General features: G+C 64.8%; 20 protein-coding genes and 3 tRNA genes. 13 read left to right on the forward strand and 10 right to left on the reverse strand.

Going from position 1 to position 24,277, the window contains the following annotated elements:
- Window positions 1–5: 5 nt before the first annotated feature.
- Window positions 6–1,364 (reverse strand): bifunctional UDP-N-acetylglucosamine diphosphorylase/glucosamine-1-phosphate N-acetyltransferase GlmU, encoded by a 1,359-nt coding sequence (gene glmU / locus IGW04_RS21220; RefSeq protein WP_194715099.1) that lies wholly within the window; start codon window positions 1,362–1,364, stop codon window positions 6–8.
- 15 nt (window positions 1,365–1,379) lie between these two features.
- Between glmU and IGW04_RS21225 the strand changes: the two genes are divergently transcribed.
- Together IGW04_RS21225 and IGW04_RS21230 are read left to right on the forward strand one after the other, a co-directional pair.
- Window positions 1,380–2,303: a DUF6279 family lipoprotein gene (locus IGW04_RS21225; RefSeq protein WP_228527293.1), complete on the forward strand. Its 924-nt coding sequence runs from the start codon at window positions 1,380–1,382 to the stop codon at window positions 2,301–2,303.
- 75 nt (window positions 2,304–2,378) lie between these two features.
- Window positions 2,379–2,927 carry an aspartate carbamoyltransferase gene (locus IGW04_RS21230; RefSeq protein WP_228527294.1) on the forward strand — a complete coding sequence of 183 codons (549 nt, stop codon included), beginning with the start codon at window positions 2,379–2,381 and terminating at the stop codon, window positions 2,925–2,927.
- A gap of 27 nt (window positions 2,928–2,954) precedes the next feature.
- On the opposite strand, the gene IGW04_RS21235 is transcribed toward IGW04_RS21230, so the two are convergent.
- Window positions 2,955–5,681: a cation-transporting P-type ATPase gene (locus IGW04_RS21235; protein ID WP_194715100.1), complete on the reverse strand. Its 2,727-nt coding sequence runs from the start codon at window positions 5,679–5,681 to the stop codon at window positions 2,955–2,957.
- A gap of 267 nt (window positions 5,682–5,948) precedes the next feature.
- Here IGW04_RS21235 and IGW04_RS21240 point away from each other — a divergent pair, with 267 nt between their 5' ends.
- The 3 genes from IGW04_RS21240 to fdhD all read left to right on the forward strand — a co-directional run bounded on the left by IGW04_RS21240 (window position 5,949) and on the right by fdhD (window position 10,513).
- Entirely contained in the window at window positions 5,949–7,277 is a 1,329-nt protein-coding gene (locus tag IGW04_RS21240; RefSeq protein ID WP_228527295.1) for a cation:proton antiporter, read from the forward strand.
- Between the two features lie 120 nt (window positions 7,278–7,397).
- Complete coding sequence (locus IGW04_RS21245) at window positions 7,398–9,689, forward strand: FdhF/YdeP family oxidoreductase (protein WP_194715101.1); 2,292 nt, start codon at window positions 7,398–7,400, stop codon at window positions 9,687–9,689.
- Window positions 9,686–10,513 carry a formate dehydrogenase accessory sulfurtransferase FdhD gene (fdhD, locus tag IGW04_RS21250; protein WP_194715102.1) on the forward strand — a complete coding sequence of 276 codons (828 nt, stop codon included), beginning with the start codon at window positions 9,686–9,688 and terminating at the stop codon, window positions 10,511–10,513. The genes IGW04_RS21245 and fdhD overlap by 4 nt, the downstream gene beginning before the upstream one ends.
- Here the strand turns inward: fdhD and IGW04_RS21255 are convergent, their stop codons facing one another.
- Window positions 10,514–11,950 (reverse strand): App1 family protein, encoded by a 1,437-nt coding sequence (locus tag IGW04_RS21255; RefSeq protein ID WP_194715103.1) that lies wholly within the window; start codon window positions 11,948–11,950, stop codon window positions 10,514–10,516.
- Window positions 11,951–13,058: 1,108 nt separating this feature from the next.
- On the opposite strand from IGW04_RS21255, the gene ttcA reads away from it, so the two are divergent.
- Window positions 13,059–14,009 carry a tRNA 2-thiocytidine(32) synthetase TtcA gene (gene ttcA / locus IGW04_RS21260; protein ID WP_194715104.1) on the forward strand — a complete coding sequence of 317 codons (951 nt, stop codon included), beginning with the start codon at window positions 13,059–13,061 and terminating at the stop codon, window positions 14,007–14,009.
- 69 nt (window positions 14,010–14,078) lie between these two features.
- Here ttcA and IGW04_RS21265 read toward each other — a convergent pair whose 3' ends face one another.
- The 5 genes from IGW04_RS21265 to IGW04_RS21285 form a co-directional block, all read right to left on the reverse strand.
- Window positions 14,079–14,225, reverse strand: coding sequence for a hypothetical protein (locus tag IGW04_RS21265; protein ID WP_194715105.1), 147 nt, complete (start codon window positions 14,223–14,225; stop codon window positions 14,079–14,081).
- A 15-nt stretch (window positions 14,226–14,240) separates the two neighbouring features.
- Window positions 14,241–16,157, reverse strand: coding sequence for a hypothetical protein (locus IGW04_RS21270; RefSeq protein WP_194715106.1), 1,917 nt, complete (start codon window positions 16,155–16,157; stop codon window positions 14,241–14,243).
- 26 nt (window positions 16,158–16,183) lie between these two features.
- A complete protein-coding gene (locus IGW04_RS21275; RefSeq protein WP_194715107.1) occupies window positions 16,184–16,447 on the reverse strand; it encodes a hypothetical protein in 264 nt (87 codons plus the stop codon).
- 125 nt (window positions 16,448–16,572) lie between these two features.
- On the reverse strand, window positions 16,573–16,968 hold the full coding sequence (locus IGW04_RS21280; RefSeq protein ID WP_194715108.1) for a dihydroneopterin aldolase: 396 nt from the start codon (window positions 16,966–16,968) through the stop codon (window positions 16,573–16,575).
- Between the two features lie 33 nt (window positions 16,969–17,001).
- Window positions 17,002–17,805 carry an SDR family oxidoreductase gene (locus IGW04_RS21285; RefSeq protein WP_194715109.1) on the reverse strand — a complete coding sequence of 268 codons (804 nt, stop codon included), beginning with the start codon at window positions 17,803–17,805 and terminating at the stop codon, window positions 17,002–17,004.
- 37 nt (window positions 17,806–17,842) lie between these two features.
- Here IGW04_RS21285 and IGW04_RS21290 point away from each other — a divergent pair, with 37 nt between their 5' ends.
- From IGW04_RS21290 to IGW04_RS21300, 3 genes are all read left to right on the forward strand, one after another.
- Window positions 17,843–19,003, forward strand: coding sequence for a class I SAM-dependent methyltransferase (locus IGW04_RS21290; protein WP_194715110.1), 1,161 nt, complete (start codon window positions 17,843–17,845; stop codon window positions 19,001–19,003).
- A 49-nt stretch (window positions 19,004–19,052) separates the two neighbouring features.
- Entirely contained in the window at window positions 19,053–19,247 is a 195-nt protein-coding gene (locus IGW04_RS21295) for a DUF2905 domain-containing protein (RefSeq protein WP_194715111.1), read from the forward strand.
- An 80-nt stretch (window positions 19,248–19,327) separates the two neighbouring features.
- Complete coding sequence (locus IGW04_RS21300; RefSeq protein WP_194715112.1) at window positions 19,328–20,737, forward strand: DHA2 family efflux MFS transporter permease subunit; 1,410 nt, start codon at window positions 19,328–19,330, stop codon at window positions 20,735–20,737.
- 20 nt (window positions 20,738–20,757) lie between these two features.
- Here the strand turns inward: IGW04_RS21300 and kefC are convergent, their stop codons facing one another.
- Both kefC and kefF read right to left on the reverse strand, forming a co-directional pair.
- Window positions 20,758–22,560 carry a glutathione-regulated potassium-efflux system protein KefC gene (kefC, locus tag IGW04_RS21305; protein ID WP_194715113.1) on the reverse strand — a complete coding sequence of 601 codons (1,803 nt, stop codon included), beginning with the start codon at window positions 22,558–22,560 and terminating at the stop codon, window positions 20,758–20,760.
- A 12-nt stretch (window positions 22,561–22,572) separates the two neighbouring features.
- Window positions 22,573–23,142 carry a glutathione-regulated potassium-efflux system oxidoreductase KefF gene (gene kefF / locus IGW04_RS21310; RefSeq protein WP_194715114.1) on the reverse strand — a complete coding sequence of 190 codons (570 nt, stop codon included), beginning with the start codon at window positions 23,140–23,142 and terminating at the stop codon, window positions 22,573–22,575.
- 243 nt (window positions 23,143–23,385) lie between these two features.
- Between kefF and IGW04_RS21315 the strand changes: the two genes are divergently transcribed.
- The 4 genes from IGW04_RS21315 to IGW04_RS21330 form a co-directional block, all read left to right on the forward strand.
- A tRNA-Tyr gene (locus tag IGW04_RS21315) sits at window positions 23,386–23,471 on the forward strand.
- A 58-nt stretch (window positions 23,472–23,529) separates the two neighbouring features.
- Window positions 23,530–23,603 (forward strand) — tRNA-Gly (locus IGW04_RS21320).
- Window positions 23,604–23,651: 48 nt separating this feature from the next.
- Window positions 23,652–23,726 (forward strand) — tRNA-Thr (locus IGW04_RS21325).
- 111 nt (window positions 23,727–23,837) lie between these two features.
- Window positions 23,838–24,277 (forward strand): GTP-binding protein (locus IGW04_RS21330; protein ID WP_194715115.1); only part of this gene is annotated, 440 nt, incomplete at its 3' end.

Below are 24,277 nucleotides of genomic sequence, written 5' to 3' on the forward strand. Positions count from 1 at the left end.
TTTTCCTATTTGGGTTGTTTGACGGGGCGTTTCCAGCCCTCGATCGTGGTCTGGCGGCTGCGGGAGACGGTCAGGCTGCCGGCCGGCGCATCCTTGGTCAGCGTGGTGCCGGCGCCCAGAGTGGCGCCGCGGCCGACCGTTACCGGCGCCACCAGCTGGGTGTCGCTGCCGATGAAGGCATCGTCCTCGATCACGGTGCGCAGCTTGTTGGCGCCATCGTAATTGCAGGTGATGGTGCCGGCGCCGATATTGACCCGCGAGCCCACCGTGGCATCGCCGACATAGGCCAGGTGATTGGCCTTGCTGCCGGCGGCGATCCGGCTGTTCTTGACTTCGACGAAGTTGCCGATATGGACATCTTCCGCCAACGTCGTGCCGGGACGCAGTCGGGCATAGGGGCCGATCACCGACTTTGCACCGATGGCCGCGTCTTCAAAATGGCAGAACGGCTTGATGGTGACGCCGTCGCCGACCCGGACATTCTTCAGCACGCAGTTGGCGCCTATCGTCACGCCGTCGCCGAGCGTCACATCGCCTTCGAACACGCAGCCCACATCGATGCTGACGTCGCGGCCGCAGGCGAGGCTGCCGCGGATGTCGATGCGCGCCGGGTCGGCCAGGGTCACGCCCTGCTCCAGCAGCCGGTAAGCCAGGTTGCGCTGGTGGATGCGCTCCAGTTCGGCCAGCTGCACCTTGCTGTTGACGCCCAGGGTTTCCCAGACCGCATCGGGCTGGGCCGATACCACTGGCACGCTGTCGGCAACCGCACGCGCGACGATGTCGGTCAGGTAATACTCGCCCTGTGCATTGTCATTCGACAGCGTGGACAGCCAGGCGCGCAGGCGGGCGGTGGGCGCCACCATGATGCCGGTGTTGACCTCGGTGATCGCACGTTCCTGCTCGGTTGCATCTTTTTGTTCGACGATACGCACGATCCTGTCGTTATCGCGCACAATCCGGCCATAACCGGTCGGATCTTCCATATTCACCGTCAGTATGGACAACTTGTCGCCGCCAGCCTGGTCCAACAGGCGACGCAGCGACTCGGGCCTGGTCAGCGGCACATCGCCATACAGGACCAGGGTGGGCACGTCGTCCCGCAATTGGGGCAGCGCCTGCATGACCGCGTGGCCGGTGCCAAGCTGGGGTTCCTGGCGGGCGAATCCGAGATTGTCAGATTGCAACATCTGCGGCACCATGTCGCCGCCGTGGCCATAGATTACGCAAATCGAAGTGGGCGAGAGGGTACGGGCGGTATCGATGACGTGGGATAACAGTGCCTTGCCTGCCAGCGGGTGCAGAACCTTGGGAAGCGCGGACTGCATGCGCTTTCCCATGCCTGCTGCGAGAATGACGATATTCATAAGCGATAGGTTGAAATGACGCAAAATTTTAGCATGGGGGGGCATCCGGCCTGGCTGCGACGGGCGGCGCTATTGTTTCTTGTCGCATTATTGTCTTCCTGCAACATGGCGAGGTTGGGTTATAACAATGGGGAAACCATTTCCTATTTTTGGCTCAATAGCTATGTCGGTTTCGATGCCGATCAAAAACCCTGGGTAAAAAAGGAAATCGGCAATCTGTTCGCCTGGCATCGGCGCACCCAGCTTCCCGACTACATCGGGTTGCTGACCCAGGCGCAGAAACGGATCGCCAGGCCGGTGACCGAGGCGGAACTGGCGCGTGACTACGAGGACATGCGCCGTCGCGTGCTGACGATCACCGACCGCGCCGCGCCATCGCTGGCGGACCTGGCGTTGGCATTGCGCCCTGAACAGATCGTCCGTATCCAGGAAAAATTCGACAGCAGCAATGAAACCTTCCGCAAGGAGCATCTGCGCGGCGACCTGGCGGACCGCCAGCGCCAGCGCTTCAAGCGCACCATGAAGCAGGCGGAACACTGGTTTGGCAATTTTTCCGGTGAACAGGAGCGCCAGATCCGCGTACTGTCCGACGCCCGGCCGCTCAACGATGAACTGGTGCTGGCGGACCGCATGCAGCGGCAGGCGGAAATGATCCGGATGCTGCAGCGCATCGAGGCCGAAAAGCCGACCCGCGAGGCGGCGGCGGCCATGATACGGCAATACGTGTCCGGCACCATGGACCATTACGGCCATCCGGAATACCAGGCGTATTTCGAAAAATACCGTGCTGCCCAGATGCGCATGGTGGCCGGCATCATCAACATGACCACGGCGGCGCAAAAGGAGAATTTCACGCAGGCGCTGCAGGGCTGGGTCGACGATTTCCAGACCCTGTCGCGGCTTGATCCGGCGCCGGCGCAACGCTTCAACGTTAACTGACCCGGCGCCGGCCCGCCACATTGGAGGCCGGCGCCAGGCATTTTTCCTGTCAGGACCCATTTTCCATTCTCGACCATGCAGATCACCTCTTTCACCGCACTGTTTCTTTTCCTGTGCGCCGGCTTCGCCGCGCAAACCGCCCTGGCCGAGCCGGCGCCGCCGGCGCGCCAGGCGGAAATCGCCGCCCGCGGCGCACAGGTCATGCCGTTTGAACTGGCGGCCACCAGCCATGTCTTTACCAAGAACCGCAATGGCGGACTGCAGCAGGTGCTGGTCAGGAATCCGAAGGACAAGGAACAGCTGCGCCTGGTGCGCAGCCATCTGCGCGAGATCGCCGGGCGTTTTCAGGCCGGCGACTTTTCCGCGCCGGCGCGGATACACGGCGAGGCCATGCCCGGGCTGGCCGAACTGAAGCAGGCCAGGCCCGACGAGATCACCGTTCATTACCGCGAACTGCGCGATGGCGCCCAGATCCGCTATGCCACCTCCAATCCCGCGCTGGTGCCGGTGCTGCATCGCTGGTTCGACGCCCAGCTGTCCGACCATGGCGCCGACGCGCACGAAGGCCATGCGCATCACCACGGCGATCAGCCGCATCAGGCAAGACAGGCCCGTCAGCCATAACGGCGCGAGCGCCGGGTTCGGCCGGGTTCAGCTTGCCGCCATGCCGGTGCGGCGCAGCAGCCATTTTTCCGCTTCCACGACCAGCATCAGCGCCACGCCGAACAGCAGGATGCGGCCCCAGGCGCCGGCCTGCAGCGGCGCCGTGCCGAATGCCGCCTGCATCGCCGGCAGGTAGGTCATCAGCGCCTGCAGCACCGCCAGCGCCGCCACCGCCAGCAGGACATAGCGGTTGCCGGTCAGGCCGCGCCAGCCAAGGACCGAAGCGCCCAGGTGGCGGCAGTTGAACAGATAGGCGATTTCCCCGACCACCAGGGTGTTGATGGCAGCGGTGCGGGCCGTCTCCAGGGTGGCGCCATGTTCCAGTTCCCACAGGTACAGGCCCATGCTGCCGGCCACCAGCAGGGCGCTGACGAGCACGATGCGCCAGGCCAGCCAGCGCGAGAGCAGCGGTTCCGCCGGGCTGCGCGGCGGCCGCCGCATGATGTCGCCCTCGGCCTGCTCGAATACCAGCGCCAGTGACAGCGTGACTTCGGTGACCATGTTGATCCATAGGATCTGGACCGCCGTCACCGGCAACGTGATGCCGAGCAGGATCGCCACGATCAGCATGCCGGCTTCGCCGCCATTGGTCGGCAGGGTGAAGGCAATCGCCTTGCGGATGTTGTCGTAGGCGGTGCGGCCTTCCTCCACCGCCGCCACGATGGAAGCGAAGTTGTCGTCGGCCAGCACGATCTCGGCCGCTTCCTTGGCCGCTTCGGTGCCCTTGCAGCCCATGGCCACGCCGACGTCGGCGCGCTTCAAGGCCGGCGCATCGTTGACGCCGTCGCCGGTCATGGCCACTACGGCGCCGCCGGCTTGCAGCGCTTCCACCAGCCGCAGCTTGTGTTCCGGGCTGGCGCGGGCAAAGACGTCGGTCTGCAGCACCGCCTGGCGCAGCTGCGCATCGTCCAGCGCGTCGATGCCGGCGCCATTGAGGGTGCGGATCCGGCCGGCCAGCGCCAGCTGTTCGCCGATGGCGCTGGCGGTGGCGGCATGGTCGCCGGTGATCATGATGACGCGGATGCCGGCGGCGCGGCAGGCCGCCACTGCCCGCACCGCTTCCTCGCGCGGCGGGTCGGCCATGGCCACCACCGCCAGCAGCGTGAAGCCGCCGGCGCCGACGTCGGCGAAGTCGAGTTCGGTGCGATGGTCGGGTTCGCGCCGCATCGCCAGCGCCAGCAGCCGCATGCCCGATGCCGCCAGCCGCTCCATGCGCGCCGACCAGGCCGCAGCGTCGAGCGGCTCGTCCCGCAGGCCGCGGCGTTGCAGCGGGCACAGCGCCAGCACCCGTTCCGGCGCCCCTTTCAGGAACACATAGCCATGCCCTTCATGGTCGTGATGCAGCGTGGCCATGAAGCTGTGCTGCGACTCGAATGGAATGGCGTCGGTGCGCGGCAGGCCATGCCTTTCATCGGCGGCATCCAGCCCGGCCTTCATTGCCAGCGTGAGGAGCGCGCCTTCGGTCGGGTCGCCCGCCAGCTGCCACGCGCCATTGCAGCTGGCCAGGCTGGCGTCGTTGCACAGGATCGCAACGCGTGCGATGTCGGACAGTTCGGGATGCGCCGTGGCGCTGGCTTCGCGCCCGTCCAGCGCAAAGCCGCCGTGCGGCGCATAGCCGGCGCCGGAGACGGTCAGGTGCGCACCCGCTGTCAGCACCGACTGCACCGTCATTTCATTCCTGGTCAGGGTGCCGGTCTTGTCGGTGCAGATCACGGTGACCGAGCCCAGCGCTTCCACCGCCGGCAGCCGGCGCACGATGGCGCGCCGGCGGGCCATGCGCTGCACGCCGATGGCAAGGGCAATCGTCATGATGGCCGGCAGGCCTTCCGGTATCGCCGCCACCGCCAGGCCGACCGCCGCCAGGAACATCTCGCGCGGCGCATAGCCCCGCAGCAGCACGCCAAACAGCAGCACCATGCCGGCGCCGAGCAGGATGGCCGCGGTCAGCCAGCGGCTGAAATGGGCAAGCTTCCTGAGCAGCGGCGTCGACAGCGTCGATACCTGTTCCAGCATGGCGCTGATGCGGCCGATCTCGGTGGCGGCGCCGGTCGCCACCACCACGCCGGCGCCCTGGCCACAGGTGACCAGCGTGCCGGAATAGGCCATGCAATGGCGGTCGCCCAGTTCGGCGTCGGCGCTGGTCGGCGCCACCTGCTTCTGCACCGGCATCGATTCGCCGGTCAGCACCGATTCATCCACCTGCAGGTTGCGGATGTCGATCAGCCGCAGGTCGGCCGGCACCTTGTCGCCCGAAGCCAGAAACACCATATCGCCCGTCACCAGCGATTGCGCCGGCACCTCCAGGCGCTGGCCGCCACGCATGACCTGCGCATGCGGCGAAAGCATGTCGCGGATCGCATCCAGCGCCCGCTCGGCCCGGCCCTCCTGCACGAAGCCGATCAGCGCATTGATCAGCACCACGCCCAGGATGACCGACGTATCGACCCAGTGGCCGAGCCAGGCGGTAGTGGCGGCCGAGGCCAGCAGCGCATAGATCAGCACATTGTGAAACTGCAGCAGAAAGCGCAGCATCGGCCCGCGCCCGGGCGCCGCCGGCAGGGTGTTGGGACCATGCTGCTCAAGGCGGCGCTGCGCTTCCTCCGGCGCCAGTCCCTCGCGCTGGCTTCCGGTCTGCCGCAGCACCTCGCCGGCCGGGCTGGCATGCCATGCTGCGGACGGCGCAGCGCCGGCCGCGGCGCGTGGCCTGTGTTCCATGGTTTCCATCGGGCCTTTACCTCGCCGGTGCGAAGTGCCGGCAACGCATGCAGCATCGCCGCCCCTCGCGCGATTTTCCTTGACTGACATCAAGCCGCCCGGCAACGCCATTGCTGCGCGCCGGAAAACCGGGCGCCATTCTGACCTGGCAGCATGCGCATGATCAATCTCGTCAGAAATAAGCGCGGCTTTCCTTGATCGTTTGCCTGCCGGTAATGCAACCACGCAAGCTACCGCCTGTCACATTGTTTTGAACATGACACAAGCATGCCTATGACCAATGCACTATGGTTTTTCCTGGTAGGCATCCTGATGCTCACGCGCGGCCTGACCTCGACCGCGCTACAGCGCCTGCCGTTCACGTCGGCGATCATCTATCTGGCCGTCGGCATCGTGCTCGGCCCCACCGTGCTGGGCCTGTTCTATTTCGATCCGATCAAGCAGTCGGCCGTGCTGGAGCTGGTCACGGAGATTGCGGTGCTGATCTCGCTGTTTTCCGCCGGCGTGAAAATGCCGGTGCCGGTGAAGTGGCTGCGCTGGCGCGCGCCGGTGCGGCTGGCCTGGGTGTCGATGACCATCACGGTCGGTCTGATCGCCGCCTGCGCCTACCTGTTTCTCGGCTTGCCGCTGGGCGCCGGCATCCTGCTCGGCGGGGTGCTGGCGCCGACCGACCCGGTGCTCGCCACCGATGTGCAGACCCGCCATCCGGGAGACAAGGATGCGCTGCGCTTCACGCTGACCTGCGAAGCCGGCATGAACGACGGCACCGCATTCCCGTTCGTGATGCTGGGGCTGGGCCTGCTGGGCCTGCATGAGCTGGGCGACTATGGCCTGCGCTGGATCGCCGTCGACGTGCTCTGGGCCACGCTGGGCGCGATCGCCATCGGCACCGTGGGCGGTCTCCTGATTGCGCAGGTCGGCTGGCGGCTGCGCGGCATGGAGCAGAAGCATGACGTGCTGGACGACCTGGTCGGCCTGGGCCTGATCGCCGTGGTGTATGGCCTGTCGGTCTACCTCAGCACCTGGGGTTTCCTGGCCGTCTTCTTTGCCGGCGTGGCGCTGCGCCACGGCGAACTGAAGCTGGCCGGCTCGGCCGGCGTCAGGAAGGAGCAGCTGGAAGGCGGGAATGCGGCGGCCGCCGGCTCGGCGCCGAGAGGCGACGGACAGCCCCAGCCGCCGCACATCGTCAGCGTGGAAGCGCTGGTATTCAAGGAGCACCTTGAGCGGCTGTCGGAACTGATGCTGGTGCTGCTGCTGGGCGGCATGATGGTCAGCCAGTACTGGAGCTGGATCACGGTCGGCTTCGCGCTGTTCCTGTTCCTGGTGGCGCGGCCACTGAGCGTCTTCATTGGCCTGATCGGCACCGGCACATCGACCCGCATACGCGGCATGTCGGCCTGGTTTGGCGTGCGCGGCATCGGCTCCATCTATTACCTGAGCTATGCGATCCAGCATGGCCTGCCCGCCGAACTGGCGCATGAGCTGATACAGCTGACGCTGGTGGTGATCACGCTGTCCATCCTGTTCCATGGCACCAGCGTCAAGCCGCTGATGAACCGGCTGTGGCGCCGGCGCGGTGAAGTCGGGGCGACATGACGGAATGCGCAAACCCGGCGCAAATAGCCGGGCCCGGCTTGAATCTTGTCGATGGATGCAGGTCAACAACGGATTGCGCCAATTGCGCGCCGCTGCTGCTCCCAAAGGAGGCCACCGCCCATGAGCAAGGATGAACATTTCAAGCCCGCCTATCAGCCTGCCGGCGGATGGGGTTCGGTCAAGGCCGTGACCTCCATGCTGCTCAAGGAAGGCGCTGCACTCAACGGCAGCCGCATCCTGCTGCACCAGAACAAGCCCGGCGGCTTCGCCTGCACCAGCTGCGCCTGGGCCAAGCCGGCGCATCCGCATCCATTCGAGTTCTGCTCCAACGGCGCCCAGGCCACCGCCTGGGAAATCACCAGCAAGCGGGTGGCGCCCGACTTTTTCCTGCGCCACACCGCCACCGAACTGGAAGGCTGGAGCGACCATGCGCTGGAAGAGGAGGGCCGGCTGACCGCGCCGATGCGCTGGGATGCGGCAACCGACAAATACCTGGAAGTGCCGTGGCAGCAGGCCTTCGACGAGATCGGCGCCGAACTGAAGAAGCTGGCGCCGCAGTCGGCCGTGTTCTATACCTCCGGCCGGGCGTCGCTGGAAACGTCCTACATGTACCAGCTGCTGGCCCGCATGTATGGCTGCAACAACCTGCCCGACAGTTCCAACATGTGCCATGAAAGCACCTCGGTGGCGCTGCCCGAGACCATCGGCGTGCCGATCGGCACCGTGGCGCTCGACGACTTCGAAAAGACCGATTGCGTCTTCTTCTTCGGCCAGAACGTCGGCACCAACAGCCCGCGCATGCTGCACCAGCTGCAGGAGGCACGCAAGCGCGGCGTGCCGGTGATCACCTTCAATCCCCTGCGCGAGCGCGGCCTGGTCAGCTTCACCAATCCGCAGGACCCGGCCCAGATGCTGACCGCCGACGAGACCGGCATCAGCACCCAGTACCACCAGCTCAAGGCCGGCGGCGACAGCGCCGCGCTGATGGGCCTGTGCAAATTCCTGGTCGAATGGGACGATGCGGCGCAGCAGGCGGGCAGGGCGCGCGTGCTGGACGAGCGCTTCCTGGCGCAGCACACCCATGGCCATGCCGGGTTCCTGGAGGCGGTGCGCGGCTGGCGCTGGGAAGACATCGAGCGCGAATCCGGCCTTGCCCGCCATGCGCTGGAGATGGCGGCCGGCGCCTATGCCAATGCGCGCGCCGTGATCGGCGTCTATGGCATGGGCCTGACCCAGCACACAAAGGGCGTGCAGAACGTGCAGATGCTATGCAACCTGCTGCTGTTGAAGGGCAACATCGGCAAGCCGGGCGCCGGCATCTGCCCGGTGCGCGGCCATTCGAATGTGCAGGGCCAGCGCACCGTGGGCATCACCGAAAAGCCGGAACTGGCGCCGCTGGACAAGCTGGAAGAGCAGTACGGCTTCAGGGCGCCGCGCGAAAAGGGCCTGGCCACGGTGGAAGCCTGCGAGGGCATCCTGTCCGGCGAAGTGAAGGCCTTCATCAGCCTGGGCGGCAACTTCGTGCGCGCCGCGCCGGAAACGGCCTTGCTCGAAACTGCCTGGCGCCGGCTGCGGCTGTCGGTGCAGATCGCCACCAAGCTCAACCGCAGCCATGTGCTGCATGGCGAGGTAGCCTACATCCTGCCCTGCCTCGGCCGCATCGAGATCGACCGCCAGGCCGGCGGCGAGCAGGCGGTGTCGATCGAGGACAGCACCGGCCACATGCACGGCTCGCGCGGCGTTGCCGAGCCGGCGGCCGACACCCTGCTTTCCGAGCCGGCGATCGTGGCCGGCATCGCCCGCGCGCTGCTGCCGCCCAACCCGAAGCTGGACTGGGAAAAGTGGGTCGGCGACTACAGCCTGATACGCGATGCGATCGCCGAAACCTATCCCGAGATCTTCCATGACTTCAATGAGCGCATGTGGCAGCCGGGCGGCTTTGCGCGGCCGATCGCGGCCAGGAAGCGCGAATGGAATACCAAGACCGGCAAGGCCAACTTCGTCGTGCCCGAGGCCCTGAATGAAAACCCCGACATGGCCGAGCCGGCCGATGTGCTGCGCCTGTTCACGCTGCGTTCGGACGGCCAGTTCAATACCACGGTGTACCACCATGACGACCGCTTCCGCGGCGTCTACGGCACCCGCATGGTGGTGCTGCTGAACCAGGCCGACATGGCGCGGCTGGGTTTGGCCGAAGGCGACCGCGTGACCGCCGCCACCCATGCCGGCGATGGCGTGGCGCGCAGCGTGTCCGGCCTGAGGGTCACGCCCTACGACATACCCAAGGGCTGCGCCGCCGGCTATTTCCCCGAATGCAATCCGCTGATCCCGCTCTGGCACCATGCCGAGGAAAGCATGGTGCCGGCGGCCAAGGCGATCTCGATCCGGCTCACCCGCATGGAGGCGCCATGAATGCCGCCGCCGACATGCAGGCGCTGGCGATGCCGGCTTCCACATGCGAAGTGGGCGCATGGCGGCATGGCATGGCGGCGCAGGCCATCGACATCGTGGTGGAGGAAGTGCCGGTGGCGCTGGTCTACAACGGCATTTCGCATGCGGTGCTGCTGGCCTCGCCCACCGACCTGGAAGACTTCGCGCTCGGCTTTTCCCTGTCCGAAGCAATCCTGGGCAGCCGTGCCGAACTCCATGACCTGGACGTGGTGGCGGGCGAGCAGGGCATCGAACTGCGCATGACCATTGCCGGCGCCGCCATGCATGCATTGAAGCTGCGCCGGCGCACGCTGGCAGGCCGCACCGGCTGTGGCCTGTGCGGCACGGAGAGCCTGGACCAGGTGCTGCGGCCGGTCGCGCCGGTGGCCGCGGGCGGCGTCGCGCGGGCATCGGCCATCCATGCGGCGATGCGGGCGCTGGCGGAGTGCCAGGCGCTGCACCAGGCCACAGGTGCGGCGCATGCCGCCGGCTGGGCGGGCTGGGATGGCGAACTGCTATTCACGCGCGAGGATGTGGGTCGCCACAATGCGCTGGACAAGCTGGTCGGCGCCATCGCGCAGGCCGGCATGGATGCGCGGGAAGGCTTTGCCATCGTGACCAGCCGCGCCAGCGTCGAAATGGCGCAGAAGGCCGCATGCGCCGGCATCCGGCTGCTGGCGGCGGTATCCGCGCCCACCGCGATGGCGGTGCGCCTGGCCCGGGAGAGCGGCCTGACGCTGGCGGGCTTCGTGCGCCAGGACAGGCAACTGGTGTACAGCCATCCGGAGCGTGTGCGCCCGGACTGATCAGGCGCCCGGTGTTGCGGTTGTGGCGGCCGTGGCAGACTCGTCGCCGCGCTTGTCGGCCCGCACCTCGGCCGCCGCGCCGGCGGCAATCAGCCCTTCGCCGGCGGCATGGGTGGCGGCGTATTCGCTGTCAGGCACCAGCACCAGCTGCGCGCCGCTGGCCCTGACTTCCCCGGCCAGCCGGTCGATCGCCTCGATGCGTTCCGGGTCGGGATTCACATTGCGGATATAGATCGCCTTGATGCGCTGCGGATGGCGCAGCACCAGTTCACGGTAGATTTCCGGATCCTCCTGTCCGCTGTCGCCGATCAGCACGAAGGGCAGATGGGGATAGGTGCCGAAGATGCGCTCGATGTTGGCCAGCTTGTGTTCCTGGTGCCGGCCGGCGCCGAACAGGCTCTTCACGCCCAGTTCCTTCAGCATCAGCGGACCGAGCGGCAGGTTCTGGGAGCGAAGGAAGTCGACCAGCGGCGTGTACAGGTGCCACGGACTGCTCGATACATAGAACAGCGGATTGGCTTCATTGCCGTCCGCGCCCGCATGCAGCGCCCGGTAGAACGCGGCCACGCCCTTGAACGGCTTCCTGGTATGGACATTGGAGATGGCCAGCATCTTCAGCATGCGGATCTTGTTGGTCACATTGCTCCATAACACCGTGTCGTCGATGTCGCTGATGATGCCGAACTTCGCGCTGGCCAGCGGCACAAGCACTTCGGCGCTTGCCGTTGCATGGCTGGCGGCCGGCGGCGGGTCCAGCAACGCCAGTTCCACCTGCTGCCAGCCGGCGGCCACCGGCTGCGGCAGGATCAGCTCCGCCTGGAAGTAGCCGTTATCGTCCGTCACGATCTCCAGTTCCGTACCCTGGAAACGGGCGCGCAGCCGTGCGCCGGGCACCTCGTCCGAGCCCAGCCGCTTGTAAAGCTCGGTCAGGTTGCGCCAGCCGCTGTGCCCGGGTTCGGGCGTGACGAAGCCCTCGTCCTTCAGCACCCGGCCGCGCAGCAGCAGGCGTTCGGTCGTGCCGTAGCCGATATAGGGAATCACGATGGCCGCGCCATCGGAAGCGGCGAAACGCTTGAGGCGCCGGCTCGCCAGGCGCGCCAGCCGGGCCGCGCTTTCCTGCGCCTGCTGCAGTGCGCGCGGCAGCCGCGAGGAGGGCGCCTCCGGCGACGTGTCGGCAAGTGCGCCGGCAGCTTCCGGCCTGGCGTATTCGATCCACAGCGGCCCATCGTCGGCCAGCCGCAGCGCCGCCGCCTCGCGCTCTGCCGGCGCATGCGGATCAACCCGCTCCGGCAGCACCGCCAGTGCCACGCCCCGCTGGCGAAGCTGTTCGATCTCGTCATCCGACAGCACATCCGGATTGATCCAGATCGCCTCCGGCGTCGCCCCCTGCGCCATCAGGTCGTCATAGCCTTGCCGGGTCAGGATTAGAAAAGTCATTCGGGTTCTCCGCTGTGGCGTGTCATTGTGCATGGCTTCCATGCGAATGGGCTTGTTCTGGCGGGGATGGAACAGACATTGGTCAATGCGCTTGTGGAGCAGGGTATGGCTGCTGCCTGCAATCGTGGGTGGCATCGCGGGAAGGGTGCCGCGCCGTTGCAGTTGCAGTTGCAGTTGCCTTGCAGTTGCGGTTGCGGTTGCCGTTGCCGTTGCCGTTGCTTTTGAAGTGGCCGTGAAATCCCGTTGAGCGCGCCGTGTCAGCGGTGCCCGGAGCGGGAAAAGGTGCGGCGTCTGTCTGAGCGCAACGAAGTGGAGCGAGTTTAGCCGCGCCCCGCTCCGGGTACCGCTGCCACGGGAACCCCGCGCAGCGGGGCGCGATCACCGGGTCGCCTTTTTTTGGTTACTTTTTTTGGCGAAGCAAAAAAAGTGACCCGGCCGCCGGGACGGACTCCCGGCTTGTCTCCACGGCAGTGCAGCCGTGTTGCGTCACCCGGCAACGCCCGGGCAGCATTGTCGGTGTTGAAGTTGACGTGTTTTCGGTTGAAAAGCCAACGACAACGTCAACTGCAACTGCTGCTTCGCAGTGACGCCTTACCCCTGGTGACCCAAGCCGACTGCACTATCGTCATGACCAGGCCGGGTGTTCGCCCCGGCGGGCGACCTACTTTTTTTGCTTCGCCAAAAAAAGTAGGCAAAAAAAGGCGACCCGATGATCGCGCCCCGCTGACGCGGGGTCCCCGTGCCGTCGACGCCTGAAGCGGGGCGCGGCTAAACTCGCTACGCTGCGCTGCGCTCAAACAGACGCCGCACCTTATCCGCTTCAGGCATCGCCGTCACGGCGCGCTCAACGGGGAGTTGAACGGCCACTTCAAAAGCAACGGCAACGGCAACGGCAACGGCAACGGCAACGGCAACGGCAACGGCAACGGCAACGGCAACGGCAACGGCACCTGCACCCCCAAGCCGGCATCGCCCCGGTGTGAGAAAATACCGCCTTCGTCAGCATCCAGCCCCGGCGCCGCCCGGCGCGGATCCCCCGCAATCAGCAAGTCCAGGCAGGCGCATACATGCGCGCTTCGCCACCCATGCCTTAACAAAGAGATCACGTATGAATACCGCTGTGAACCCGGTCAACGAGCCTGACATCGACATCGCTGCCGACACCGAAGAGCAAACCTCCGCCCAGGAAGTGATGCACACCGGTTCGCGGCGCTTCGAGATCCTGGAAAAGAATCTGCGCCGCCTGACCGGCAAGGCCGTGATCGACTTCGGCATGATCGAGGAAGGCGACCGGGTGATGGTCTGCCTGTCCGGCGGCGCCGACAGCTACACCATGCTGGAAACCCTGCGCTATCTGCAGCGCGTCGCCCCGATCCGCTTCGAGCTGTTCGCCGTCAACCTCGACCAGAAGCAGCCCGGCTTCCCGGAAGACGTGCTGCCGCGCTATCTCGACGGCATCGGCGTGCCATACAGGATCGTCGAGGAAGACACCTACAGCATCGTCAAGGACAAGATCGCGCCCGGCAAGACCACCTGCTCGCTGTGCTCGCGGCTGCGGCGCGGCATCCTGTACCGCACCGCCAAGGAGATCGGCGCCACCAAGATCGCGCTCGGCCATCACCGCGACGACATTCTGCACACCTTCATGCTCAACCTGTTCTACGGCGGCACCATCAAGACCATGCCGCCCAAGCTGCGCGCCGACGACGGCGAGAACATCGTGATCCGCCCGCTGGCCTACTGCAAGGAGTCCGACATCAAGAAGTACGCGGCGGCGATGCAGTTTCCCATCATCCCCTGCAACCTGTGCGGCTCGCAGCCCAACCTGCAGCGCCAGGCGATGAAGGAAATGACGAAGCAGTGGGAAGCGAAGAACCCGCTGTGGGTCAAGAGCATGTTCACCGCGATGGGCAATGTGACGCCGTCCCACATGCTGGACCGCGACCTGTTCGACTTCAATGCCTTCGCGCTGAAGGAAGGCGCCCCGGTGGAAGGCGACCGGCTGTTCGACCCGGAGGAGACGCCGGCGCAGGGCGGCAGCGTGGTGAAGCTGATCTGAGATGTCGGTTCCCTGTTCCCACCCGGCCGGGGATGAAGGATCAGGCCGGTTCGGGAAACCGGCGCCAGGTCAGCAGGTCCGAGGCTGCAGTATCGGGCCGGGGTCGATTTCCAGGGCTGCCATGCCGCATTGGTCCAGCGCGATAGCGCCTTGATTTTTCCGGATGCGCGACAGGCCGACCCGGGCATTGAACAGTGTGCCGATCATGTCATCCATTGCGGGGCCGAGGGTTCATGCCTTGGCTGCGGCCGCATAGTCCCTCCTCCAGTCGGCAATGACCTTGACCGAAGTTCCCAGCAGATAGGCTTGAAGCGCATCCAGCCGACGTCGCCCGGCTTTCACTTCGGCTCTCGTGATACAGCCTCTGACTGCCTGCACCAGCGTTTCCTTTGCGCGTCGTCTGGCAGCGGCAATTGCATCATTTGAAAGTTTTTTCGCTTTCCATGCGAGCAGTTCAGCTTCTGTGAAGCCGCATAATCTGCCGACCATTTCTTCGTCGACGATGCGTGGAAAGGCTGTCTTTCCATCCGTCAGGCGCCATGTCCAGCCCTCAAAGTAAATCCCGAAGTGTTTTGATTCGGTGACCTTGGGAGGCCAGCACTGATCGTTGTCGATTCCCTTGACCTTTCCATCGGCGCTGAGCCTGATATTGCCCACATGCCGGTCGATCTGGCCGCTAACCAGGTCGACCAACTGAAGCCATGTCAGGTTTCGGTAAAGCTCGGCCCCGGCTATGGAACTGGCATCTGGCTTGACCGGCGTCGTATTCGTGGCTTGGCGATAGGTTTCTTTCGCCTCTTCCATCATGACGCCCGGCATGAAGACGAAGTCAGGTGCCGGCCGTCCTGTTCTGGCCTGGTACTCAGCCCTCTCCGGGCCTGCAACAGGCACGACCGATATCGCGAGTTCCGATTCGACGATCACGTCTGTCCCGAATGCCTTTGCCAAGCGATAGGAAGCCAGATTACGGCCAATGATCCGTGGATTTGCCAGGGTTTCCTTTGTTGTCAGCCTGCCCGCCTGCAAAGTGGGCAGGCCAGAATCGTTACCATCCCCTGCAATCAGTTCGCCGGCCTGCAGTTCCAGAGGCGTGACTACGCGATCGCCGTCGCGCCGCGCTGGCGCGGCAATAAATCTTTCGGGCTTGAATATCTTTTCCGCTTTCGCGCTGTCTGCACGATCCGGGTGTCGCCCCTGGTCGATGAAGAACCTGGCGGTGACCGTATTGCATCCCCCGCTGCCAAATTCCCGTCCCCGGTTTTCTGCCCAGGCGTCATGATGGTCCTGAAGAAAAAAACCTGCTTCAACCAGGTTTGCTGGTTGACTGAGAGTCTCTTCAAAAAATTCCCTGCTATATCCGCGCTGTATGAGTTGTTTCGCCATGGGACCGGTAATGCCGGTGCGTTTCAGGTGAAGCACCTCTTCAGGGTCATAGCCGGCATTTTTGAAAGACAGCGCTTCCTTGATTGAAAATCCCTGCTCCCGCCATGTGCCGAGGTGATTCTCATGGATGGCGGCATACTCGAATTCTGCGGGAGAAACGCCAAGCATTTCCCAGTGACGCCAATCGGTCCTCAATCCACGCAGCGTTGTGGTTTCATGCAAGCTATTGCGCAGCGCCTGAAATGCACCAATCCGGCTGCTTCCCGGGTTTTCAATGGCGGTTTTCAGTGCCTTGTCCATGGCCCGCAATTTCTTCCTTATCGCTGCTTCCGTTTTATCTTTATTGAACCGGGGTCGTGGTTTGGAGTCGTTATACGTGTTTATCAGCGCGTTGCATTCATCCAGTAAATCGGCCATTCGGGTTAGAACAGGATCATTTGGCGCTGGCGATACGGTGCCATCCGGCTGTACGCGACGGTTGATCAGACGTAGCTGTGCACCGGTCGGAAGAGTGAGCAGGTAGGCATCGGTTCGGAGTTTTTCCAAAGAGGACGATAGATCATGGCCGACCGCAGTGACGTCCCCAAGGTATTGCCAAGCCCGCCGGCTGGCAGGTGGAGCGATGGCATTTGCTGAACGGGAAACGCCAGGCTGCTTGTCATGCGTTTCCGTTGCAGGAGAAGAGCTTGCGCGTTCCTGACTGGAGGCCCTGTTTTCAGGCTGCCGGGACGTCCGACCGTAACAACCAAATCCTGCCCCAATCATTTCCACCTCAAAAGCTGCACTATGGATTACTTGCGTAAACCATTTTGCGGATGAGGTTCGCAGCCGGGGTGGTAAATCAGTAAGTCGATGAATGCCGGCCAGGCCGCTATGCGGAGCGCGCTCGCTGACCCGGCCGCAAAAAGCAGGCGGACTGAAGTAATACCAAACCCAACCCATAACGTCCCATGAAACCGCGTCTTTTCCCGCCTGGCTGCGTTGGGATCGTCGTCAATAGCTGGGCTATTGACTCCTCGCCCGTACTGCCAGACGAAAAAATCCATCGGTTTCATCCGGGACGTCATGGATTGGGTTTGGTATGAGCGCCGGTTGGCAGCGGTGGCGTCGATCAAATGCCATCGCAGTGCGATCTGAGATTCAGGCTGATCGCGTCAAGCTGACGGATGGGGAAGCCGGGTTATCCCCGCTTGACCTGGAACACCTCAACCCCCACCGATTCGCAGTCCGGATACACGTCCGGCTTCTCGGTCGACACCCTGACCGCGCGCACCTTGGGATGGGCCAGCATCGCGCGCGCGACGTCGTCGCACAGGGTTTCCTGCAGATGGATATGGCCTTCGGCCATGCGGCGGGCGATGGTGTCGCGCATGAAATCGTAGTCGACCACTTCATCGAGCTGGTCGGCCTGCGGCGTCGACAGCGCCAGCGGAATGAAAAGGTCGACGTTGATCAGCACCCGCTGCTCGCCCTTCTTTTCAAATTCATGCACGCCGATATTGATCTGCACTTCATAGTTGCGCAGGAACAGGCGGCGGCAGTCGGACAGTTCGGGGTAAGACAGGGTAGGCAGCATGGGTTTCTCTACAGGTTATGAAAAGGGCCACGTTCAGGTGGCAAGGAACATCACGTCGCGCGGCAGCGGCACCAGGTGCTGGCCGCCGTCGACCAGCAGCGTCGTGCCCGTCACCGCGCCGGCCTGTGCCAGGTAGCAGACCGCGGCGGCCACATCTTCCGGCAGGCTGGAGCGGCCCAGCGGCGTGACCTTGTGGGCCTTGGCGAAGGCTTCCGGCGTCTGGTCGCCCGACTGCAGCGTGATGCCGGGCGCCACGCCCACCACCCGCACCCTGGGCGCCAGCGCCTGTGCCAGCATGGTGGTGGCGGTTTCCAGCGCCGCCTTGGACAGGGTATAGGACAGGAAATCGGGGTTCAGGTTGTGCAGCTTCTGGTCCAGCAGGTTGATCACCACGGCCTGCTCGTCCTCCGGCGTGATCGCATGGAGCGCCTGCGCCAGCAATACCGGCGCAGCCAGGTTGGCATGCATGTGGGCATCCAGCCGCGCCGTCGAAAAATCATCCGCGCCGTCCTCTTCGAACAGGGCGGCATTGTTCACCACGCAGGACACCCTGCCGAAGCCGGCCGCGCGCGGCAGCAGCGCGCGCACCGCGGCCTCGTCGGACAGGTCGCACTGCAGCGCCAGCGCGCGCCGGCCGCGGCTCTCGATGTCCAGCACCGTCAGGTCGGCATCATCCTCCGAATGCCGGTAGTGCACCACGATGTCCCAGCCCTGGTCGGCCATGGCCAGCGCAATGGCGCGGCCCAGGCGCTTGCCGGCGCCGGTCACGAGTGCAACTTTCCGGGCATTCGTGGTCTGATGTCTGCGTGCAAGCCTTCCGGCGCCGCGTAGATTCATGTACAACCTCCAAGCCTATTTGACTACAATACCGTCTATGCAACTGCAACTGCCTGATCCTGGTCTCGACGCGCTGATGGCCACGCGCGCGCTGCAAAACCTCATCGCGAACGACATCCGCCACAACTCGGGCTGGATACCCTTTTCCCGATTCATGGAGCTGGCGCTGTATGCGCCCGGCCTCGGTTACTACAGCGGCGGCGCGGCCAAGCTTGGCAGGGATGGTGATTTTACAACCGCGCCCGAGATGTCGCCCCTGTTCGGCCAGACCTTGGCCCAGGTGGTGGCCGACCTGATCGCCGGGACCACGCCCCAGATCATGGAGTTCGGCGCCGGCACCGGCAAGCTCGCGCGCGACATCCTCAATGAACTGTCGGCCATGGGCGTGGCGGTGCATCGCTATTCCATCGTCGAGCTGTCCGGCGAACTGCGCGCCCGCCAGCAGGAAACCCTGCGCGGCTTTCCGCAGGTGACCTGGCTGGACCAGTTTCCGGCGGTGTTTTCCGGCGTCGTGCTGGGCAACGAGGTGCTGGACGCGATGCCGGTGCAGCTGGTCACCAAGACCGCGCACGGCTGGCGCGAGCATGGCATCGGCCTGTCGCCCAAGGGCTTCGTCTACCGCGACCGGCCATGCGATGCGTCGCTGCTGGCGCAGATTCCGCATGCGGAGCTCTTGCCGGAAGGTTATCTGACCGAGGTGCATCCGATCGCGCTGGGCTTCGTCCGCACGCTGGCCGGGATGCTGCGTGCCGGCTTCGACTACACCGGCCATGGCGGCGCGGCCCTCCTGATCGACTATGGCTTTCCGGCGCATGAATACTATCTGCCGCAGCGCACCGAAGGCACGCTGATGTGCCACTACCGCCATCATGCGCATCCCGATCCGTTCTACATGCCCGGCCTGCAGGACATCACCGCCCATGTCGACTTCACCGCGGTGGCGCACACCGCGGTCGCCAGCGGCCTGGACGTGCTGACCTATACCAGCCAGGCCGCCTTCCTGATCGACGCCGGCATCGCCGACATCCTGCAGCGCACCCCGGCCAGCGACCGCCTGCGCTATCTGCCGCGTTCCAACGAGGTGCAGAAGCTGACCTCGCCGGCGGAAATGGGCGAGCTGTTCAAGGTGATTGCGCTGGGCACCCGGGTCGAATTGCCGCCGCAGTTCGCGCGCAACGACCGCAGCCACCGGCTTTGAGTACAATCGGGCTTTCGCCGTCGACGTTCCACCTCACAGAAAGCCGCGCATGATCCGCTGGGTCCTGACCATCTTCATCGGCCTGATCGTCTTTTCCGCGCTGCTGCCGTGGCTGGAAAAGCTGGGCGTGGGCCGCCTGCCGGGCGATGTCAGTTTTTCATTGTTCGGCAAGAGAATCTTCCTGCCTTTCGCTTCCACCATCCTGCTCTCCACCGTGATTTTCCTGGTCGCCCGCTTCCTCTGAAGCGAGCCGTGCGCCCGACGCAAGCAGGGCCGCAACGCAACTGGGTATACTGCCCGGCCAAACAATAAAACCAGAGACACATGGCCCTGACCCGGGAACAACTGCAGGCACGCTACGGCGAGCGACATAAATGGCTGGTCCTGGTGACCGTGATGATCGGCTCGATGGCGGCGATCATGTCCTCCACCATCGTCAATGTCGCGGTGCCCGACCTGAGCCGCCATTTCACGCTGGGCCAGGAACGCGCCCAGTGGGTATCGACCAGCTTCATGCTGGCCATGACGCTGTCCATGCTGACCACGCCCTGGCTGCTGCTGCGCTTCGGCCTCTTGCGCACCTATGCCGGCGCGATGCTGCTGCTGCTGGCCGGCGGCATCTTTGGCGGCATCTCCGTCAACTACGCCATGCTGATCGCCATGCGCGTGGCCGAGGGCCTGGCCTGCGGCGTGGTGCAGCCGATACCGGCCATCATGATCCTGCGCTCCTTCGCCAAGGAAGAGCAGGGCAGGGCGATGGGCCTGTTCGGCTTCGGCGTGGTGCTGGCGCCGGCGATCGGGCCCAGCATCGGCGGCTTCCTGGTGGAGCATTTCGGCTGGCGCTCGATCTTCTTCATCATGGTGCCGTTCTGCCTGACCGTGCTGGCCATGGCCAACCGCTACCTGCCGCTGGGCGGCAGCGGCGGCAACGGCAAGCCGCTCGACTGGCGCGGCCTGCTGCTGGCGGGCGTGGCCATCATCTGCCTGCTGAACGGCCTGGTGGAAGTGCGCCAGCAGGGCACGCTCGCGCTGGTGCTGCTGGCGCTCGGCGTGGCCGGCCTGGCCGGCTTCGTCGCCTACCAGCTGCGCACCGCCAACCCGCTGATGAACATGACCCTGTTCCGTTATCCGCAATTCGCCATGGGTGCGCTGGTCGCCTTCATCTACGGCATGGGCCTGTTCGGCTCCACTTACCTGCTGCCGGTCTACATGCAGATCGGCCTGCATTACCAGCCGTCGCAGGCCGGCCTGGTGCTGCTGCCGGCGGGCGGCGTGCTGGCGGTGACGATCTGGCTCGGCGGCCGGCTGGTGGACCGCTACCGGCCGCATGTGCTGGTCGCCGTTGGCGTATCGCTGCTTGCGCTGTCGTTCGCGCTGATGGCCATGGTGCAGGCCGATACCAGCTATGTCGTGCTGATGCTGTGGGCCATCGTCGGCCGCGTCGGGCTGGGCCTGGTGCTGCCGGCGCTCAGCCTGGGCGCGATGCGCGGCGTCGACTACAACCTGATCGCGCAGGGTTCCAGCACCATCAATTTCCTGCGCCAGTTGGGCGGCGCCATCGGCGTGTCGCTGGTGGGCATCGTGCTGGAATGGCGTCTGACGCTCTATCCGGCCCAGAGCGCGCACCCGCTGCGCGCCTTCGACGAAACCTTCCTGTTCATCGCCGTGGTATCGGCGCTGGCGGTGCTGGCGGCCTGGCGCATGCGCGAGCCGCAGGCGGCTGCGCCGAGCTGACCCTTCTGCCGCTCAGGCTCCTAGTCATCCCAGCCGCCGCGGCGCTTCTCGCCACGCGCCGCGGCGTCGCGGGCGAACATGGCTTCGAGCTCGTCGCGCGCCTGCCGCGCCATCGATACGTATTGCTTCTGGTCGCGGTAATACGGATAGACATCGAGCAGCGACTTCAGCGTATGGGCACGGAATTTCATCGTCGCCTGGCGCGCCTGCCAGGCGCTCGCGCCGAGATGCTGCATCACGCGCCGGCCCAATAGCAGCGCGCTCTCGAAGGTTTCGCGCTCGATCACGGTGACGCCGCGGTCCATCAGGTCGTAGTAGTGGCTGACGTTGCGGGCGCGGGCCAGGATGGGCAGGTCGGGAAACACCTCGCGCGCCGCGTCCACCAGCTTCAGGCTGTCCTCCACGTCGTCGATCGCCAGCACCAGCGCCCGCGCGTCGGCGGCGCCGGCGGCATGCAGCAGGTCGATGCGGGTGGCGTCGCCGTAGAACACCTTGAAGCCGAAGCGGCGCAGCAGGTCGATCTGGTCCGGGTCATGGTCCAGCACCGTCAGCGAGACGCCGTTGGCATGCAGCAGGCGGCCGACGATCTGCCCGAAGCGGCCGAAGCCGGCAATGATCACATGGTCCTCTTTGGCTTCCGGCTTGTCGTCCGGGCGTTCCTTCCCGGCGGCGTGGCGCGGCGCGATCACCTTGTCATGCCAGAGCAGCAACAGCGGCGTGGCCATCATCGACAGCGTGACCGTCACCACCAGCACCGCCGCCTGCTCCTGGCTGAAGACCCGCGCGGTAGCGGCGGCGCCGAATACCACGAACGCGAATTCGCCGCCCTGGGCCAGCACGAAGGCAAACAGCGCCCGCTGGCCGCGGGCAATGCCGAGCTTCATTGCCAGCAGGTACAGCACCAGCCCCTTGATGGCGAGAAACAGTGCCACCATGCTCAGGATGCGCCACGGCTGGGCCAGGAACACGGCGAAATCCACCGACATGCCTACCGCGGTGAAGAACAGCCCCAGCAGCAGGCCCTTGAACGGCTCCAAGTCCGACTCCAGCGCATGCCGGTATTCCGAATCGGCCAGCAGCACGCCTGCAAGGAAGGTGCCGAGCGCCATCGACAGCCCGACCCATTGCATCAGCATCGCGATCGCGATCACCAGCAGCAGCGCAAAGGCGGTGAAGATCTCGCGCATGCCGGTCCCGGCGATCATGCGCAGCGCCGGCCGGATCAGGAAGCGCCCGCCGAGCACCAGCGCCGCGATCACTGCAACGATCTGCGCCACGTCCACCCAGCTGGTGCTGTCCTGTCCTGACGCCACGCCCAGCATCGGGACGATGGCAATCATCGGAATCGCCGCAATGTCCTGGAACAGCAGGATGGAAAAACCGGCAGCGCCGGCCGGCGTGGCCATCAGGTTGCGCTCCTCCAGCGTCGCCAGCGCGATCGCCGTCGACGACAGCGACAGGCCCAGCGCCGCGATCAGCGCCACTTTCCAGTCTATGCCGAACAGCAGCGCGGCCCCGGCCAGCGCCGCCGCCACCAACAGCACCTGCGCGCCGCCGCCGCCAAAGATTGGCCGGCGCATCGCCCACAGCCGCTTCGGCTCCAGCTCCAGCCCGATCAGGAACAGCAGCAGCACTACACCGAATTCCGAGAAGTGAAGAATGTTTTCCACGCCGCTGATCAGGCCCAGGCCCCAGGGGCCGATGGCGATGCCGGCCAGCAGGTAGCCCAGCACCGCGCCCAGTCCCAGGCGCTTGGCGATGGGCACCGCCACGACCGCGGCCAGCAGGTAGATCAGGGCGTTCTGCAACAGGCTGTGGTCCATCGCTTGTCCTCTTCAATAGCGCAGGGCGCCGGTGTCAGTGCGTTGCGCCAGGGAAGCGGGAAAGCCGGCCAGCAGATTGCGGTAAGCCTCGACATGCGCCGCCACCGCCTCCTCGCTAGCCCGGCGGGCGCCATGCAGCACCAGCGGCGGCAGCCAGCGCATGCCACACAGTTCCGCGGTTTGCCGGTAGGGCGGCAGGAATGCCGGGAAGGGATAGCCGTGCTCGCCGCCTTCGCTGTAGGACTGCGCGCTGCCGCCGGTGGTCACCGCCAGCAGGAAGTGCTTGCCCGCCAGCGCGCGGCCATTGCGGCCATGCGCCCAGCCGTGTTCCAGCACCTGGTCCAGCCATTCCTTCTGCAGCGATGGCATGCCATACCATTGCAGCGGATGCTGCAGCACGATCAGTTCCGCCTGCGCCAGCAGGGTCTGCTCATGGTCGACATCGATCACGAAGTCCGCGTACAGCTCATACAGCTCGCTGACGGTCACCTCCGGCAACGCGCGGGCGGCGGCGATCATCCGCCGGTTCACGAGCGAGGCGTTGGGCGCGGCATGGGCATACACAATCAGGATTCGGGACATGACAACCTGCAGGAAGGACGATGCGGCATTATCAACGCCCGGCGTGGTTTTTTCAGCACAATCCCGGCCCCGATGCCGCCGGGAATCGAACGGACGAAACTTTTTGCATCCGCAAGGCAAAACGTACTTTTATTTCCTGTGCGGCTGGTGCTATGATTCGGCTCCTTCGACATGAAGTGCAGCAAGAAAACACTTCGATGTTGACAGGCCGAGGGTTTCCCAATATAGTTCGGGGTTCCCTGCGGAGGGGTGGCCGAGTGGTTAATGGCAGCAGACTGTAAATCTGCCCTCTTACGAGTACGCTGGTTCGAATCCAGCCCCCTCCACCACAGGCGAGTAGCGGTAGGTGATAGTAATTTAGTTGTGAGTGGCTGTCTGGTCACCCTTGCGGGTGTAGCTCAATGGTAGAGCTGAAGCCTTCCAAGCTTATGACGAGGGTTCGATTCCCTTCACCCGCTCCAGTTTTCGGCTGTTGACGTTGCTTCAGGGCGTCAGGAGTCAAAGGTTTTGCCCTTTTAGCTCAGTGGTAGAGCACTCCCTTGGTAAGGGAGAGGCCACGTGTTCAATCCACGTAAAGGGCACCAAATTCAGTACGGGGCGCATCGCATCGCGCGATGCGCCCTTGGCAATGCGCACATCAGCAAGATAGTCGGGCCAGTGCCTGGACATTCTCATCAAATCGTTAGGAGTCTAAGATGGCAAAAAGCAAATTTGAGCGGACCAAACCGCACGTGAATGTGGGCACCATCGGCCACGTCGACCATGGCAAGACCACGCTGACCGCGGCAATCGCAACGGTTCTGTCGGCCAAGTTCGGCGGCGAAGCAAAGAAATACGACGAGATCGACGCAGCGCCGGAAGAGAAGGCGCGCGGCATCACTATCAACACCGCTCACGTCGAATACGAAACCCAGAACCGCCACTACGCGCACGTTGACTGCCCGGGCCACGCCGACTATGTGAAGAACATGATCACCGGCGCCGCCCAGATGGACGGCGCGATCCTGGTATGCTCCGCTGCTGACGGCCCGATGCCGCAAACCCGCGAGCACATCCTGCTGGCGCGTCAGGTTGGCGTTCCGTACATCATCGTCTACCTGAACAAGTGCGACATGGTCGACGACGAAGAGCTGCT

It is taken from the genome of Noviherbaspirillum soli (genome assembly GCF_015352955.1).
In the GTDB taxonomy this organism is placed as follows: Bacteria; Pseudomonadota; Gammaproteobacteria; order Burkholderiales; family Burkholderiaceae_D; genus Noviherbaspirillum_A; species Noviherbaspirillum_A soli.

Coding starts and splice junctions, on each gene's coding strand:
- glmU (WP_194715099.1), bottom strand. CDS start 1,364: ATGAATATCGTCATTCTCGCAGCAGGCATGGGAAAGCGCATGCAGTCC.
- IGW04_RS21225 (WP_228527293.1), top strand. CDS start 1,380: ATGACGCAAAATTTTAGCATGGGGGGGCATCCGGCCTGGCTGCGACGG.
- IGW04_RS21230 (WP_228527294.1), top strand. CDS start 2,379: ATGCAGATCACCTCTTTCACCGCACTGTTTCTTTTCCTGTGCGCCGGC.
- IGW04_RS21235 (WP_194715100.1), bottom strand. CDS start 5,681: ATGGAACACAGGCCACGCGCCGCGGCCGGCGCTGCGCCGTCCGCAGCA.
- IGW04_RS21240 (WP_228527295.1), top strand. CDS start 5,949: ATGCCTATGACCAATGCACTATGGTTTTTCCTGGTAGGCATCCTGATG.
- IGW04_RS21245 (WP_194715101.1), top strand. CDS start 7,398: ATGAGCAAGGATGAACATTTCAAGCCCGCCTATCAGCCTGCCGGCGGA.
- fdhD (WP_194715102.1), top strand. CDS start 9,686: ATGAATGCCGCCGCCGACATGCAGGCGCTGGCGATGCCGGCTTCCACA.
- IGW04_RS21255 (WP_194715103.1), bottom strand. CDS start 11,950: ATGACTTTTCTAATCCTGACCCGGCAAGGCTATGACGACCTGATGGCG.
- ttcA (WP_194715104.1), top strand. CDS start 13,059: ATGAATACCGCTGTGAACCCGGTCAACGAGCCTGACATCGACATCGCT.
- IGW04_RS21265 (WP_194715105.1), bottom strand. CDS start 14,225: ATGGATGACATGATCGGCACACTGTTCAATGCCCGGGTCGGCCTGTCG.
- IGW04_RS21270 (WP_194715106.1), bottom strand. CDS start 16,157: ATGATTGGGGCAGGATTTGGTTGTTACGGTCGGACGTCCCGGCAGCCT.
- IGW04_RS21275 (WP_194715107.1), bottom strand. CDS start 16,447: ATGAAACCGATGGATTTTTTCGTCTGGCAGTACGGGCGAGGAGTCAAT.
- IGW04_RS21280 (WP_194715108.1), bottom strand. CDS start 16,968: ATGCTGCCTACCCTGTCTTACCCCGAACTGTCCGACTGCCGCCGCCTG.
- IGW04_RS21285 (WP_194715109.1), bottom strand. CDS start 17,805: ATGAATCTACGCGGCGCCGGAAGGCTTGCACGCAGACATCAGACCACG.
- IGW04_RS21290 (WP_194715110.1), top strand. CDS start 17,843: ATGCAACTGCAACTGCCTGATCCTGGTCTCGACGCGCTGATGGCCACG.
- IGW04_RS21295 (WP_194715111.1), top strand. CDS start 19,053: ATGATCCGCTGGGTCCTGACCATCTTCATCGGCCTGATCGTCTTTTCC.
- IGW04_RS21300 (WP_194715112.1), top strand. CDS start 19,328: ATGGCCCTGACCCGGGAACAACTGCAGGCACGCTACGGCGAGCGACAT.
- kefC (WP_194715113.1), bottom strand. CDS start 22,560: ATGGACCACAGCCTGTTGCAGAACGCCCTGATCTACCTGCTGGCCGCG.
- kefF (WP_194715114.1), bottom strand. CDS start 23,142: ATGTCCCGAATCCTGATTGTGTATGCCCATGCCGCGCCCAACGCCTCG.